16 protein-coding genes are annotated in these 13,768 nt (G+C 36.8%); 11 read left to right on the top strand and 5 right to left on the bottom strand.

The features are described from left to right. Positions 1-86 precede the first annotated feature (86 nt). Positions 87-701, bottom strand: a complete 615-nt coding sequence (locus CZ809_RS04210; RefSeq protein ID WP_080156158.1) for a hypothetical protein — start codon at positions 699-701, stop codon at positions 87-89. A gap of 216 nt (positions 702-917) precedes the next feature. On the opposite strand from CZ809_RS04210, the gene CZ809_RS04205 reads away from it, so the two are divergent. Next, positions 918-1,559 (top strand): glutathione S-transferase family protein, encoded by a 642-nt coding sequence (locus CZ809_RS04205; protein WP_080156157.1) that lies wholly within the window; start codon positions 918-920, stop codon positions 1,557-1,559. Positions 1,560-2,052: 493 nt separating this feature from the next. Here the strand turns inward: CZ809_RS04205 and CZ809_RS04195 are convergent, their stop codons facing one another. After that, complete coding sequence (locus tag CZ809_RS04195) at positions 2,053-2,640, bottom strand: TetR/AcrR family transcriptional regulator (protein WP_080156155.1); 588 nt, start codon at positions 2,638-2,640, stop codon at positions 2,053-2,055. Between the two features lie 310 nt (positions 2,641-2,950). Between CZ809_RS04195 and CZ809_RS04190 the strand changes: the two genes are divergently transcribed. The 8 genes from CZ809_RS04190 (at position 2,951) to CZ809_RS04155 (ending at position 7,396) form a co-directional block, all read left to right on the top strand. Continuing rightward, complete coding sequence (locus tag CZ809_RS04190) at positions 2,951-3,508, top strand: carboxymuconolactone decarboxylase family protein (RefSeq protein ID WP_080156154.1); 558 nt, start codon at positions 2,951-2,953, stop codon at positions 3,506-3,508. Between the two features lie 177 nt (positions 3,509-3,685). Beyond that, entirely contained in the window at positions 3,686-4,180 is a 495-nt protein-coding gene (msrA, locus tag CZ809_RS04185; protein ID WP_080156153.1) for a peptide-methionine (S)-S-oxide reductase MsrA, read from the top strand. 142 nt (positions 4,181-4,322) lie between these two features. Then, positions 4,323-4,889, top strand: a complete 567-nt coding sequence (locus CZ809_RS04180; protein ID WP_080156152.1) for a sugar O-acetyltransferase — start codon at positions 4,323-4,325, stop codon at positions 4,887-4,889. A gap of 85 nt (positions 4,890-4,974) precedes the next feature. Beyond that, positions 4,975-5,370, top strand: coding sequence for an ACT domain-containing protein (locus tag CZ809_RS04175; RefSeq protein WP_080156151.1), 396 nt, complete (start codon positions 4,975-4,977; stop codon positions 5,368-5,370). An 84-nt stretch (positions 5,371-5,454) separates the two neighbouring features. Further along, the gene (locus tag CZ809_RS04170) at positions 5,455-5,703 is read left to right on the top strand and encodes a DUF3297 family protein (protein ID WP_080156150.1); all 249 of its coding nucleotides are present in this window, start codon (positions 5,455-5,457) and stop codon (positions 5,701-5,703) included. Positions 5,704-6,015: 312 nt separating this feature from the next. Further along, positions 6,016-6,492, top strand: a complete 477-nt coding sequence (locus tag CZ809_RS04165; protein ID WP_159447932.1) for a prolyl-tRNA synthetase associated domain-containing protein — start codon at positions 6,016-6,018, stop codon at positions 6,490-6,492. A 62-nt stretch (positions 6,493-6,554) separates the two neighbouring features. Further along, positions 6,555-7,025, top strand: a complete 471-nt coding sequence (locus CZ809_RS04160; protein ID WP_080156148.1) for a pyrimidine dimer DNA glycosylase/endonuclease V — start codon at positions 6,555-6,557, stop codon at positions 7,023-7,025. A gap of 89 nt (positions 7,026-7,114) precedes the next feature. After that, a complete protein-coding gene (locus tag CZ809_RS04155; protein WP_080156562.1) occupies positions 7,115-7,396 on the top strand; it encodes a hypothetical protein in 282 nt (93 codons plus the stop codon). 253 nt (positions 7,397-7,649) lie between these two features. Here the strand turns inward: CZ809_RS04155 and CZ809_RS04150 are convergent, their stop codons facing one another. Then, positions 7,650-8,003, bottom strand: a complete 354-nt coding sequence (locus CZ809_RS04150) for a hypothetical protein (RefSeq protein ID WP_080156147.1) — start codon at positions 8,001-8,003, stop codon at positions 7,650-7,652. A 157-nt stretch (positions 8,004-8,160) separates the two neighbouring features. After that, entirely contained in the window at positions 8,161-8,679 is a 519-nt protein-coding gene (locus CZ809_RS04145; protein WP_045038862.1) for an Hcp family type VI secretion system effector, read from the bottom strand. Positions 8,680-9,044: 365 nt separating this feature from the next. On the opposite strand from CZ809_RS04145, the gene CZ809_RS04140 reads away from it, so the two are divergent. Both CZ809_RS04140 and CZ809_RS04135 read left to right on the top strand, forming a co-directional pair. After that, positions 9,045-10,166: a type VI secretion system ImpA family N-terminal domain-containing protein gene (locus CZ809_RS04140; RefSeq protein ID WP_080156146.1), complete on the top strand. Its 1,122-nt coding sequence runs from the start codon at positions 9,045-9,047 to the stop codon at positions 10,164-10,166. 55 nt (positions 10,167-10,221) lie between these two features. Next, positions 10,222-11,214 (top strand): formylglycine-generating enzyme family protein, encoded by a 993-nt coding sequence (locus tag CZ809_RS04135; RefSeq protein WP_080156145.1) that lies wholly within the window; start codon positions 10,222-10,224, stop codon positions 11,212-11,214. 68 nt (positions 11,215-11,282) lie between these two features. Here CZ809_RS04135 and CZ809_RS04130 read toward each other — a convergent pair whose 3' ends face one another. Beyond that, on the bottom strand, positions 11,283-13,757 hold the full coding sequence (locus CZ809_RS04130) for a LysM peptidoglycan-binding domain-containing protein (protein WP_080156144.1): 2,475 nt from the start codon (positions 13,755-13,757) through the stop codon (positions 11,283-11,285). Positions 13,758-13,768: the final 11 nt, after the last annotated feature.

The following is a 13,768-nucleotide window of genomic DNA, read 5'->3' as shown; positions in this document are numbered from 1 at the left end:
TCCCGTTAAGACTGTTACTGATTACTATCACCACATCATTCATTAATATAAAACATCAGGAATGATGTGGAGATTGATATCAGTGCTTATTTACTGCTAATGATTGATTTTGTCGTTGTCGCGATTGTTTTGATATATAACATGAATAAGAAACAGATATTCTGCTGAATACGTTTTGCTATATTTTCTGAATCGTCAACCGCATATCGGTGAATGCAAGGTGGAGTGTTACGGTATAAATAGTTAATATTATCGGTAATCAATAAATGGCGTAGCTGGTGTTTTAAATTATTCATATCCAATAATTCTGTCATCAGATAATCGTAAATATGATGAATGCTGATAGGATTAAAAGAAAGCTTTTTATCAGTAATATTAATAAAGCCTTTCGTCATCACCATCACTTCTTCTGACCAGCGTGTAGGATCGTATTGACGTGCGAGATAATGTGCAAAAGCAAAATAGCCATAGTCACTATTCAGGTTTGTCAAAGTAGTCTTATCGCGGTTCACCATATCAACCCAGCCATCAATATAGGGTGCTAATTTGGCCTCAAAGTAAGCAAAAAATTGTGAATATGAGCCTTTTATTTTGACTAAATCAAGGGGCTGTAAGGTCAGTTCAGCGTTTACTTGAGTAATAAGCAAATCTGTTGTTAATGCTATTGTAGCTTGTGATGGTGCTATCGTTATATTGTTCATATCTATCTTCGTTAGCTGTACAATCGTATGATTATTAAAATAATTTTATAGGGTGAGATTAGACAACGATTAGTAGTGGTGTTTTGTCGCCTAGCTCGCAAAAATTTAAAAAAATAAGGTTATTTAGTCGCGCTTTTAACTGAATGGTTAACTTGTAATCTATAGGGTGAGTTAATGTAATGCATTAATAAAAAACGATTAGACAAGGAGTCGATATTGTTCAAGCTTTATTACTATCCCAATAATGCCAGTTTAGCACCTCACTTCTTATTACATCACTTAAATGTAGATTATGAATTGTTGTTAGTTGATAAGCAGTCTAATGCACAAAAATCAGCAGATTATTTGAAGTTAAACCCAGCAGGCCGAATCCCTACATTAGTTATTGGTGAACAGCCTATTTTTGAAAGTTCGGCTATCTGTATTCATCTTTGTGAATTGCATCCTCAATCAAATTTAATGCCGGCGGTGGGAGATCCTAAGCGCCCTCTATTTTATCAATGGTTAGCATTTTTAAATAACACGCTACAAGCCGAACTAATGGTACGTTACTATCCACATCGCCATACAAATGATACAGCAACCATTTCCAATATTATTGCTGCACAAGACGAGAGAATTGCAGAAGCCCTAGCTATTATTAATAATCAACTCAAATATAACCAATATCTTATTGGGGATACGCTAACCGCATGTGATTATTTTTTATTTATGTTGGCACAGTGGTCGTTACCAATCGAAAAATCCCCGTTAATGTTTGAAAACCTTGCTGCTTATTTAAAATGCCTTTGTGACGATTCAACAATAAAGGCTGTTTGTAAGATAGAAGGGATTGATCTTGCTCCGTTTCGGGGGTAGTTAATTTATATTAATAAGCGAGTTCAAATAATCATTTATGTTTCTACGTAAAATTTAATTGTCTTCTTTGAGGCTTGATCACGTGTTGAGTAGATCACGGATAGCTTCGTAACTCGACTTCCGATATGTGAATCTTGGGCAGAGTGAACGCCAAGCACATCTCTCACTTTTCGTTTATAAAAAGAACAAAGAAGGATTATTGGCTTGATACCAAAGAAATGTATAATTCCCAGTATTGTCGGGTCGGTAGTCGGTTATTGGCTGGCTCGTCAGTGCGATAGTTTTCACAGTTTATTGCTTGGTCAATTTCCTTTTCTGCTAGATAAAACCATGCTTTTTATGTGTTTGGTTCCAATTATTACCCTATTGGTGATGATTGAGAATAAGTACATATGGGGTAAATTTATAAAAATGCAAACAAACGCAGATGTGTGGGGTGTTTCATTTGGATTCCTAATAGGTTTTGTAACATTAGGTATTTATTAGGAAACACTTAAGCAAACGGGTAGTTGTTAAATATATCGTCTATTTTTCTGTGAAGTAATGCCTCATTATTATTTACTTTAGCGAAGGTACGCAAACCCGTTATTTGAATTTGCACGTAGCTTGCTAATTCTTCAGCATCTTTAGTTGAATCTATAATTCCCTGCGCTTGGGCTTCTTTAATCAGCGTAGTAAATTCCAGTAAAATTTCGTTAAGACAATCTTTAGTCACATCGATTAGTTCTTGATTTTCTGACGTTAATTCTCCTATGGTTTTGGCAAGCATGCAGACACCATTTGGCGCATTAGTTTGGGTGTCGATAACTTGTGCTTTGACAAATGCCTTTAATACTTCGATAGGAGTGTCAAACATATTTCTTAACGCTTCAATTTGCGTAAGCCCGATATTGGTATAGTTACGCAGTACTTCCTTGAATAATCCCTCTTTGCTATTGAAAGCTGAATATATACTTCCCGGTCGCATATCAATTTCGTCTTGCAGGTTACGCATTGATGTCGCGTGAAAGCCTTTTTTCCAATATAAATTGGTGGCTTTGTTTATTACTTCTTGGCGGTCAAATTTTGCTGTCTTTGCCATAATATGATCTTGTAAATTTATATATGAACACTCGTTCAATTGTAGTGGTAGTGGGTGACGAGGTAAAGATTAATTTGCTTATTTTTATGCCTGTTGATTAAAGAGAAATACAAAATTAGAAAAATAAATCATTTACAATCAGTATGATAAAGATGAAGTGGTTAGTGTTTTGAACGGTCGTTCAATTTGCTGCTTGAACGATCGTTCAGTTTTCGTTATAGTTCAATTCGTAGGTAGGGAAGACGGCTTCTTTTTGTGGAGTATCACATAATATTTTCCTTTATTTTGAACAACGATTGGAGTATTGAAAATGAGCAAATTTATTTTTCACACAGTAGAAACCGCGCCAGAAAAAAGTAAACCAATGCTAGAAGGTGCTGTAAAACAAATGGGCGCAGTACCTGGCTTATTTGCGGTAATGGCAGAGTCGCCAGAAACACTGAAAGCGTACCAACAGCTTCACCAGATATTTATGAATTGCTCATTTGATGCAGAAGAGCTAACGGTTGTGTGGCAAACTATTAACGTAGAGCATGAGTGCACTTTCTGTGTACCAGCACATACTGCTATTGCGCACTCGATGAAAGTTGATCCTGCATTAACCGAAGCACTGCGTAATGAAGAGGCAATGCCAACAGAAAAACTGCAAGCATTGCATGATTTCACATTAGCGATGGTTCGTGAACGCGGTAACGTGTCTGACCAGCAAATGGATGCATTCTTTGCAGCAGGTTACGGCCAGCAGCAAGTACTTGAAATTATCCTAGGTCTATCGCAAAAAGTGATCAGTAACTACACCAATCATGTAGCTAAAACACCAGTAGGCCCTATGTTTGAACAGTTTGCTTGGGCTAAAAAACGTAATTAATCTAGCTTGCTTTTTCCAACAATGAGTTAGCTATCTAGCTAACTCATCAATGATATTCGCTCACACAACCATCACTAATTTGTAAGTGGTATTTTCAAGTTCTAATTGCGATAAATATCAACTTATGGTTGTATGAAAAGTCATAAGTTCACGCAATGTGGCAATAGGAGTAATGATATGAGTCTCGAAAAAGCAATACTGGCTGGTGGGTGTTTTTGGGGTATGCAAGATCTTATTCGTCGTCAGCAGGGCGTGATTGCAACGCAGGTCGGTTATACGGGCGGTGATGTTGAAAATGCGACCTACCGCAATCATGGAACTCATGCGGAAGCGATTGAGATTATCTTTGATACCACGCAGACCAGTTTTACTAAAATCCTGGCTTATTTTTTTCAAATACACGATCCATCGACCGTAAATCGTCAAGGCAATGATCTTGGTACATCTTACCGCTCAGCTATTTTTTATACCTCTAATGAGCAAAAAATCATTGCCGAAGATCTGATTAAACGGATGGATGCTTCTGGTGTGTGGCCGGGACCAATTGTGACGGAAGTCGTGCCTGCTGGTGATTTTTGGCATGCTGAATCTGAACATCAAGATTATTTGTTGCATCAACCCAATGGCTATACCTGTCATTTCCCTCGTCCGGATTGGGTATTACCTGAGTAATCATTATAAATAATAAGTGTCATTATATGATTGAAATAATGGCACTTAACTTGAGTGATTTTTCATAATTGAGTAATAGCACACATACTAAAATTGAGAAATACACTTTAATGGTGGCTTTATTTTACTCTGGAAAGTCACCATGAACGAAAAAGACAAAATGCTAGCTGGCCTTGCTTATAACGCGGGTGATGAACAACTCTTTGCTGATCGAATGCATGCTAAATCTGTTTGTCATCGCTTTAATATCGCTGATCCTACGCAGCTTGAAGATCAAATGGCGATATTAAAAGCATTATTGATCATTAAAGACAGAGCTCACATTGAGCCAAATTTCTTCTGTGATTATGGCTATAACATTGAAGTCGGCAGTAATTTTTATTCAAACCATAATTTAACTATTCTTGATGTCTGCAAAGTCACGATTGGCAATAATGTGCTGATTGGTCCCCATGTGATGATTTCAACGGCTACGCATCCTTTAGATCCTATTGAACGTCAACATCAAGAATATGGCGCGAGTGTCAGCATTGGTAATAATGTCTGGATTGGTGGCAATGTGTCGATATTACCAGGGGTAACCATTGGTGATAATTGCGTGATAGGGGCGGGTAGCGTGGTAACCCGTAATATTCCAATTAATAGTGTAGCGGTTGGGAATCCTTGTCGAGTAACAAAAACACTTGAAACTCAGTCAATCTCTGTATAAAGATATGAGCTTAATGCGATAAATGTTTAATCAAATATGGGTTAAACATTTATTGATATGTAATTATCATGGAGAGAGATAAGTTATGTCAGGTATTACAGAGTTAAGTGAATTGTTAGCCTCAATGAAACCTGCTTTAGTCGAGTCAGAGTTTGTTTTCTGTACGGTTACAGGTGAGCTAAAAGAGTATGTTGATTTGCAGCCAAAAGCTACGTTTATAGAAGCGGAAGGGCTAACGCTGATCCTTGAAAAAAAGGTAGCAGAGAAGGCACAATTAGCGTTTAGTGGCTGTTTTCGTCAAATTACATTAACGGTTCATTCAAGTTTAGAGGCGGTAGGGCTAACTGCTGCGGTGTCGGCGAAGTTAGCCGAGCATAATATTAGCGCGAATGTAGTTGCTGCTTATTACCATGATCATATTTTTGTTCAGGCGACGAAAGCAGATGCGGCTATGATTGCATTGCAGTCATTTAATGCTTAGTTTTTAGTTCTATTAATACAGCTCTTGAGCGTTAGTCCGAGATTGTCTACAATAGCGCACTTTTTATTTTCAACAGGCACCATCATGACCGATACTACATCACGACCAACTTTACCTGATCACCTTTCTGGTAATCCTCGTAGCCCACACTTCCTAGAAGCTGCTTTTGAATTCGAAATTGGCATTCTACTTAACGGTAAAGAGCGTTTTGATGTTGAAGAATACTGCATCAGTGAAGGTTGGGTAAAAGTACCGTCACCTAAAGCATTAGATCGTCGCGGTAACCCAATGCTTATTACGCTAAAAGGCACTGTTGAAGCTTTTTATAAGTAAGATGCAGCACTGAGTTAATGGTTGACCGTTAACTGCATTACTATCATTGTTTACCGTGTAGGTAGCAATCGATATGATGATCTTAGGGTCTAATAATGATTAGGCCCTATTTGATCAATAAAAAACTACTGCATGCCTTCCTTATTTTACATTCTCTTAGTATTTAAAATTCCCTGGTTATTAAAAATACATTGCGGCTGATTTATCGCGATTAGTTCGATACTTGTTATTGGTTATTATTCATATTTACTTAGAGGGTAATAAATGAAATAGTAATAAAGTATTTAAATATTCGCTAAAATGGAGTTAAGCATGAATATATATAAGATACTTGATGAACTAGGCATTGATTATAAAAAGTTTCAGCATCCTGCGGTGTTTAATTGTGAGCAAGCGCACTTATTAGCTTTAGATATTGATGGTGCAGCAACCAAAAATCTGTTTATTAAAAATAAGAAAGGTAATCGTCATTTCTTAATTATTATGATGGACGATAAAACCGTTGATTTTAAAAGATTAAGCCAAATATTAAACGTTTCAGGGTTAAGTTTTGCTTCTGGTAACCGTTTAGAGAAATACTTAGGCACCAGTGCTGGCTCTATTTCTATTTTGGATATTGTTAAAGATACTCAAGCAGCGGTTGAATTAATTATTGATAAAAGTATATTTAATTACTCATCCATACAGTGTCATCCCTTTACAAATACTGCAACATTAGAGATTCCGATAACGGGAATACAGCAACTGTTAGCGCATTATCAACGTCAGTACACTGAAATAGAGATATAAAATCCACGAGCAGCATTTTATATTGAGCTAAGCTATTAGTATGTTCAATAAGGGATGATGTGATGAATATTTTTATTTTAGATCATGATATTGAAAAATGTGCTCAATATCATTGTGATCAGCATGTGGTTAAAATGATTTTAGAAAGCGTGCAGCTTTTATGTACGGCGCTTAATAAAAAAGGATTTACGACACCGTATAAATCAACCCATATGAATCATCCCTGCGTGCTTTGGGTTGAGCAATCTTATGATAATTTTCTCTGGTTAAAAGCATTAACGTTAGCATTAAATAAAGAATATAAATTTAGGTACAATAAAACAACTGATCATAAATCAATTGCGGTGTTGGTAGAGATTGAGCGTCATTCGTATGATGCTATAGGATTAACGCCATTTGCTCAGGCCATGCCAAATGATTATAAAGTAGAAGCGAATGCGATTGAGGCTTATCGTAATTTTTATCGTGGTGACAAGGCAGCCTTTGCTAAATGGACCAAACGATCTCCTCCAGAGTGGTTTTACGCTGCTTAATGCATAATTTAAGTATTATCGTCGCTATAATCAACGTATTATGTTTTGGTACCATTTTGATTTTATTCGATAATAAGCAAGGGTTAATGATGAATGTAGATAAAGCTAAAAAACGTATCGCAAAACAAGTTAAAAAAGGCTTTAAAGGTTACCCTCAGCTTTCTTTTGCCTACTTTGGTAAAACATCGAATATTGCAACGGAAGTAGTTGTTACCTTTACGCTTGCAGAAGGCGCTGAGCCTCAAGAACAAAAGTTTGTGAGTGAAAATGATGTTCGAGAAGATGAAACTATTCAATCTGTTCTCGTTAAGATCATCGATCGTGCTGGTGCAAATAGTGTGCTTGAAACGGAAGGTGTTAAGATTATCTAATTCTTTATTGGGACTTAATAAGAAAGTTATTTTTATTATTGAGTTCCAATTCTTATGAAATTCCAATTATTATAAAAGTACTTGAGATTTATACCTCAAGTATAACGTTATAGGCTGTATTCAATACTACAAACACGAACGATACGCTATTAGTTTTATTTGCAAATCAATATATTAATCTTTGTTGATCTATTTTTTATTATAATAATCGCCGTATCTATTAGTTGCATTAATCGTATTAGTTATTAAATTGCTATTTTAGTAATTTACCTTTTACGTTATTAAACATTGATAATAACCGTTGATGAGCAATAAGGTGCTGCTGAATAAATTGTCGGCATACGATAACTTGTTTAGTGTAATTCTCTGGTAGAGAGAGATTTAGTTCGTGTGCAATAGTTTGGGCATGCTTAATTTCTTGTGTTGATGGAGGTGTTAGCGCTTTAGGAATAGCTTTTAAAATAGAGGCATCTAATGCTTCAGAAAATCCTTGCCATGTCGCTAGATCGATAGTGACTTCATCTGTTAATGATAACAACGCTTCTTGCTGTTTTGAAACGGTAAATTGATAAGTAATATTGCCAAGCTTAAATTTAATGATATTCATATTAATAATACGGTTACTTACAGTAAATACATGCTAATGAGGTCAGGATATATAGGGCTAATTTCTAGCGGATCCTCTGTAATAACAGTAAATAATGTTTTAACAAAGATATAAAAGCCCGCGCTGGATAACTGTGCGGGCAATAATTATTTGATTCTTACGCTTCTAGCGGGGCGCGCCAGTCATCAGCACCAGATGTGCCTGAAACCGTATGATCCCAGTTAATTTTACGGTAAGCCATTGAAACTTCAATAAGCTGAGTGAAATCAGCTTTGGTTGAATCTTGGCAATGTGGCATTTGATTGTCGATATTTACAATCGTTGCATCGGTTAACGTAGTTGTGAAGTAATGCTCTTGCTTACCTTCAACAGAAGTGCGGTACCACTTAAGCTCAACTGTTGGCAGCATTTCACCTGATGCCAATGCGTTGTACATCAGTGGTACAGATTTGTTTAATGCCACAGTAAATTTAAAAGGTTTATGAACACGTTGGCCAGCAGGTTGACCTGATTGTGGATCAGTTGGCACGGTCACGACATGCTTAAACTCTTGCACTAGCATTTGGTCTTCGTGGCCTTCAACGTAAATGTTACCGACTGAATCAGCGGTAAATGAACCTGCGGTGATGTTGCCCTGAGTACGACCTTGGATAGAGATATAACAAGGAGTTGGCATTGTAATGTCCTTTATATTAATAAGTTAGAATGTATTTGTACTTAAAGCAGGATGCATGCCAAGATTTAATTTAATATAACTTATTGTTTTTAATGCTGTTTGTTTTAAGTGGAAATAGCTGTGGGCGAGTTGTTGCTTATGCCGGGCCATTTATTGCTCAACGGGCAAGATGTTGCTCATATTGAGCAAGTTATTGCCTGAAATGGATGTGAAGAAAAATATTTCTTTAATTTCAATGGCTTGTTATTTCCACTATTGGCTTGATAATTGCTTAATATAGCTCGTTGTAGGTAGTACGAAATAACATATGTGCTTTGTCACAGCGTTTGATCTATTTTTATGGGGAGTAGTAACCATTGAGTACGATGGGTTTTTATCAAGGTCGACAATTTACGTTTGTGGATGACGAAAGCACACTTAGAAATTCAACAAGATATCAATTGATTAGAGATGAGATTAATCGCCTTAATAATCCATCCTATGGAAAAATCGATTGGGATAAAGTTAAGAGGTTGTGTGAGGATCTTGCTCGCACTGACGGATTAAACTTTCTGACGACACTTTATTATACGACAGCATTAGTAAAAGAGAGTGGGATAGGTGGGCTCGCTAATGGTCTTGAACTTCAACTTGCTGCGCTGATGCACCTTTATAATAATAACGATGCTAATCTCATAAAATGTGCAGATCTCTATCGTTGGTTGATTGCCAGATTAGGTGATGACTTACGTCGATTAGAACCGAAACAGTCACAGTTAAAAGATCTTTATCGTTGTGAGCGTTGTTGTAAAGAAATTTATGAACTGTTTCTTGATGTCCATCCTCAACATGTTCCTGATTTAGAAGCCATTAGCTATGTGATTTTTGAACATGTCGATTATCTTGAAGGGAATATAAAGCCAATAGCGTTAGTTGAAGAAAAGCAGATGGATAAGGTGGATGATATTCCGCCTGAATTACCATCGCATAAGAATAAACACCGCATACGTCCATATTGGATATTTTGCTTAGGTTTACTAGTAGGATTATCAGTTTTTGTGATTAAAGGGTATTTAGAGCTCACAACGCCTAAGGTGGATCATCAAGATTCGTTCCCTGTGTCTAGTGTGAATAAATCACTGAGTATTCCTTTATCTTTACGCCCAGCAAATGAGATACAAATAGAACCTAATCAAGCGCATATTGCCGATATTCAAGAGCGGTTTGAGACACAATATCGACGTTTTAAGCTTACCAGAACCAATATTGCAAACTTACAACAAACAATGAGCCAAAGCCGAAACAATAAAATGGCCTCATTATCAGAAGATCTCAACGATTACGCGATTGGTTTATCACCTGTTTATGGCAGAATTGATTATATTGAGCAACAAATAATTAATAAAAATCAGCCAGAAGTACAAAAAGAGCTTCAACAACTTGATAGTGAAATAAAAGGCTTAGCATTAAAATTTTCACAATTAGAAAGTCTAAGTAAAAATATTTAAAGGCTATGAGTGTTGTTTAATGGATGGATACGAATAAGGAAGGTTGGGTTAAGTGATGTATAGAAAATATCTGAGTATATTAATAAGCGCATGTGTATTAACAGCATGTAATGGAGAGACAACGGCTTCAGTAACCAGTAAAACGGTACCAGCTGAAAAAATCAATCAAATAGAAGCGAAAGTAAAAAAGCTTTACCCTGATGCAGATACCAAACTTCAACATCAAATCGTGGCTGTTGCTGTCGAATCACTAGAAAGCATGGTGTTTATTAAGGGAGGGACTTTTATGATGGGCGCATTTAAAGCACCTTGTAACCCCATTTCTACGGATAGAATGGATTGGTCGCCAGATGCTAAGTGTAATACGACTATTTCCAATTTTAAAACTGGCTCTAACTTTATACATAAAGTGACCTTAAGTAACTATTCATTATCAAATCATGAAACGACTTATCACGGTTTTGATGCTTTTAAAAGGGCGCAGAATCTGCCAGTTGTCCATGCTGAAGATAGGGAGAAGTATGATTTTACTGATAAAAAGTTCAAAAATAGAGCAACACCGACTAAAACTTGGCAAGAGGCAAAAGATTACTGTTTATGGCTGGGTGAATTAACAGGTTCTCCGATTGACTTACCCACAGAAGCACAATGGGAATATGCAGCAAGAAATCGTGGAAAGCATCTATACTATGCTACCAACAACGGTTATCTCCAACCCAAAAATGGTAGGCATCTAGTTGATGGTAGGTATGTCGATTACACAAAAGATGAGTGGAATATCGGGGACATAAGCGATAGGTATAAGGTCAAATTGTATCCACCAAATCCACTTGGTTTGTATGACATGTCTGGAAATACACAAGAATGGGTCAATGATTGGTATAGCAAAGATTATTATCAACAATCCTCAGAACTCGATCCTCAAGGCCCATCAACAGGATCTAAAAAGGTCATGAGAGGTTGGGACTTAACTACTTACAGAACAGGTGAAGATATAGTTCAAGATGAATATTACTCATCAATTGGTTTCCGTTGCGCGTTGCAGTAAACGATACCAGTAAAGTAGTATTTAGTTAGTGCCGATAATAACACTTGGCTATTGTCGGCAGCTCCAAATTAAATTTTTAATTCTCTTTTCTTTTGTTTTCTATGTTGGAAATCATAAATGGTGAATGGAGTTGAAGGGATCATACCCATATTATCTAAATAATTTACACTCGCTAATTGAGCTATCCATTGATTAAATTCTTTTTGTTGGTCGCCATCTAAGATATAATTTATTCGCTGTAGGTTTTTCACAAGCGCATCATCTGAACTATGTTTTTTACCTTCGACATTCATGTGGGCTAACACTTCAACAAACTTGCGCCAAGAACGAATAGTTCCGCTTAATAACACATAAATTGCTGCTTCTTGCTCCTCCTCAAGATTAAGCCAATATGTATGTACTAGGGTATTGAGCATCATTCCCACCGTTTCAGGAGGAAGAACTTTTAAACTGACACCACTCAACACTTTACGCTCTCTATCTAAAATCCGTTTTGTTAAACGTTTGGCTTCATCTGAAATGAATAAATTTTCGTTGATATGATCTATGCGGCCCAACCACCAAGTATCAATTTTTCTAGTGCCAATTTCTATTGCATCTTCTATTGGCTTGAAATCTTTTTCTGTAAATGCACTAAAAGCGGCTCGAAATAAATAAGTGTAAGCCTCTTCATTTATATTACCCATAATACGGTAGCCAATAGTATCAATCGCTTCCCAAATAATTTTTGCCAATTCAAATAACTGTGAAAAGTCAATCGAGGTGCCAAAACCGCCGGACGCTCCTGGGCCCCATACTAAGCGCGCACTACAATGGATTTCTAAGCTACCTCTATCTAATCGAATCTGAAAATCAACCCCAGCACCAAGCCCAAACGCCACATTGCCTTCAGCTTTAATTTCAATTAAAGCTGAAAAATCGGTAGTACCCATCTTTTGAGGGGTTAGCCACTCTACCTTTCCACTTAATTGCCCGCCAGCTTGAGCACCAGCAAATCCTTCGGCACTAACACCTATTTGCCCAGAAGGTTTTACTGCCATCGTAGGGTGAGGTGAGAAAATAACCCCAGTTCCCGCACTTTTCTCAGCCTGATTACTGATCATAGCTTTTCCATTAACCATAGCGGTCACTAAACAACTTAATGTTAATGTTGCGCTACATCTAAAGTGACCTAGAGGGTATAAGGCAGGTTTTCTGTCAGCATCAGTATAAGTAATAAGTGCGGAGTAACCTTTTTCATGTGGGAAGTAACTATTAAATGTAACCGCACCTTCTGCTAATGAAGCGGAAGACTCAGCGGCAAAGCCGAGATCAAATTTAGCTTGTTTAAGATTAAAATCACCTTTTACACTAGCTTGTGCTGCAAATCTTAGTAATTGCGCTTCCGCACTGACGGCATAAACCGTTTCGCCGTTGGCATCTTTAAATTCTTTATTTGCTTTCCATTCTTTGAGCTTATAGCCAGGGACTTGCCAGCCTATTATTTTACCTTCGAATTGGCCGTCAATAGTGTTCTTAATACCATCTGTCATGCCATTTGTAATATCTGATGATATTGCCTTACCCATTTCTTTCCAATTGCCGCTAGAGACAGCTTGATTCAAGTGGGTATGGTTTTCTGAATGACGCCAAAAAGGTTTTTCTCGTGCCATAAAATCTTGGCGTATGTAAACCAATTTATTTTGTGAAACGATAAAGATTTCAATAATCCCTTGTTTTTTATTCGTTAGTGCTACATCTTTTGATGTGAAGTTTTTTGGATTAATACCTTGTTTTACTGAGGATTCATCAGTACTAGCCACTGCTTTTATATAGTATTCTTGCCGCTTCAGTTCTGTATTGATCTCTGAGATTAAAGCATCAACGAGTGTTATCTCTGTTGGTTCAAAAGTAATAACCGTTCTTATAATTTTTTTTCTTTCTTCTAGTTCATTTATTTTTGCTTGTGCTGTGTTCTTATTAATATCACTGCGCTTGATGCCAATTGTATTTACAAAAGGATCATCTTCAGGCGTTGGTTGTGCTTCAGTTTGTGTATTAACAGGCAGAGCTCCTGAAGAAATAGCCATGTTATACCATTTTTGTCGCATGGCTTTATGCTCAGCAACAGCGGCAGAATCTTGATTTGCATTGTTTTCAGGCGCTTTTTGCAATATTTGCTCATATCCATCAATCAGTTGTTGAGTATATGAAATCTCTTCTTCAAGTAATTCTTGAGCATGTTTATCTAACAACAAGTATTCTTTAGTTTTATCTCCTGTCTTGAATATAACATCATATACTTCTATCCCTTTACAGGTAGGTCTTGCAATGGCACACCCACCTTCTGTTGGTCGATTCATATTTACAGGTTCAACAGGCTTTAGTTCTATTGAGCTTGGTTTTTCCTGATTTGGTAAGGTAATACTATCGTTGATGTTTATTAGATCTGGATTGGGTTGGTATTGGGGATTTAACTCCAACAGCTCAACAAGGCTAATCTTGTTTTTGATCGCAATACCTAACAGAGTGTCATTTGGCTTAACGGTGTATATGTTTGTCATAAGAAAATAAT

Source organism: Photobacterium piscicola, assembly GCF_900166965.1.
Taxonomy (GTDB): Bacteria; Pseudomonadota; Gammaproteobacteria; order Enterobacterales; family Vibrionaceae; genus Photobacterium; species Photobacterium piscicola.
Note: the sequence above shows the minus strand (reverse complement) of the source record. Positions and strands in the feature narration are given on the sequence as shown.

Bases quoted from the DNA above. Each gene is read 5' to 3' on its own strand.
- CZ809_RS04210 (WP_080156158.1), bottom strand. From the start codon at position 701: ATGAACAATATAACGATAGCACCATCACAAGCTACAATAGCATTAACA.
- CZ809_RS04195 (WP_080156155.1), bottom strand. From the start codon at position 2,640: ATGGCAAAGACAGCAAAATTTGACCGCCAAGAAGTAATAAACAAAGCC.
- CZ809_RS04190 (WP_080156154.1), top strand. From the start codon at position 2,951: ATGAGCAAATTTATTTTTCACACAGTAGAAACCGCGCCAGAAAAAAGT.
- msrA (WP_080156153.1), top strand. From the start codon at position 3,686: ATGAGTCTCGAAAAAGCAATACTGGCTGGTGGGTGTTTTTGGGGTATG.
- CZ809_RS04180 (WP_080156152.1), top strand. From the start codon at position 4,323: ATGAACGAAAAAGACAAAATGCTAGCTGGCCTTGCTTATAACGCGGGT.
- CZ809_RS04175 (WP_080156151.1), top strand. From the start codon at position 4,975: ATGTCAGGTATTACAGAGTTAAGTGAATTGTTAGCCTCAATGAAACCT.
- CZ809_RS04170 (WP_080156150.1), top strand. From the start codon at position 5,455: ATGACCGATACTACATCACGACCAACTTTACCTGATCACCTTTCTGGT.
- CZ809_RS04165 (WP_159447932.1), top strand. From the start codon at position 6,016: ATGAATATATATAAGATACTTGATGAACTAGGCATTGATTATAAAAAG.
- CZ809_RS04160 (WP_080156148.1), top strand. From the start codon at position 6,555: ATGAATATTTTTATTTTAGATCATGATATTGAAAAATGTGCTCAATAT.
- CZ809_RS04155 (WP_080156562.1), top strand. From the start codon at position 7,115: ATGAATGTAGATAAAGCTAAAAAACGTATCGCAAAACAAGTTAAAAAA.
- CZ809_RS04150 (WP_080156147.1), bottom strand. From the start codon at position 8,003: ATGAATATCATTAAATTTAAGCTTGGCAATATTACTTATCAATTTACC.
- CZ809_RS04145 (WP_045038862.1), bottom strand. From the start codon at position 8,679: ATGCCAACTCCTTGTTATATCTCTATCCAAGGTCGTACTCAGGGCAAC.
- CZ809_RS04140 (WP_080156146.1), top strand. From the start codon at position 9,045: ATGGGTTTTTATCAAGGTCGACAATTTACGTTTGTGGATGACGAAAGC.
- CZ809_RS04135 (WP_080156145.1), top strand. From the start codon at position 10,222: ATGTATAGAAAATATCTGAGTATATTAATAAGCGCATGTGTATTAACA.
- CZ809_RS04130 (WP_080156144.1), bottom strand. From the start codon at position 13,757: ATGACAAACATATACACCGTTAAGCCAAATGACACTCTGTTAGGTATT.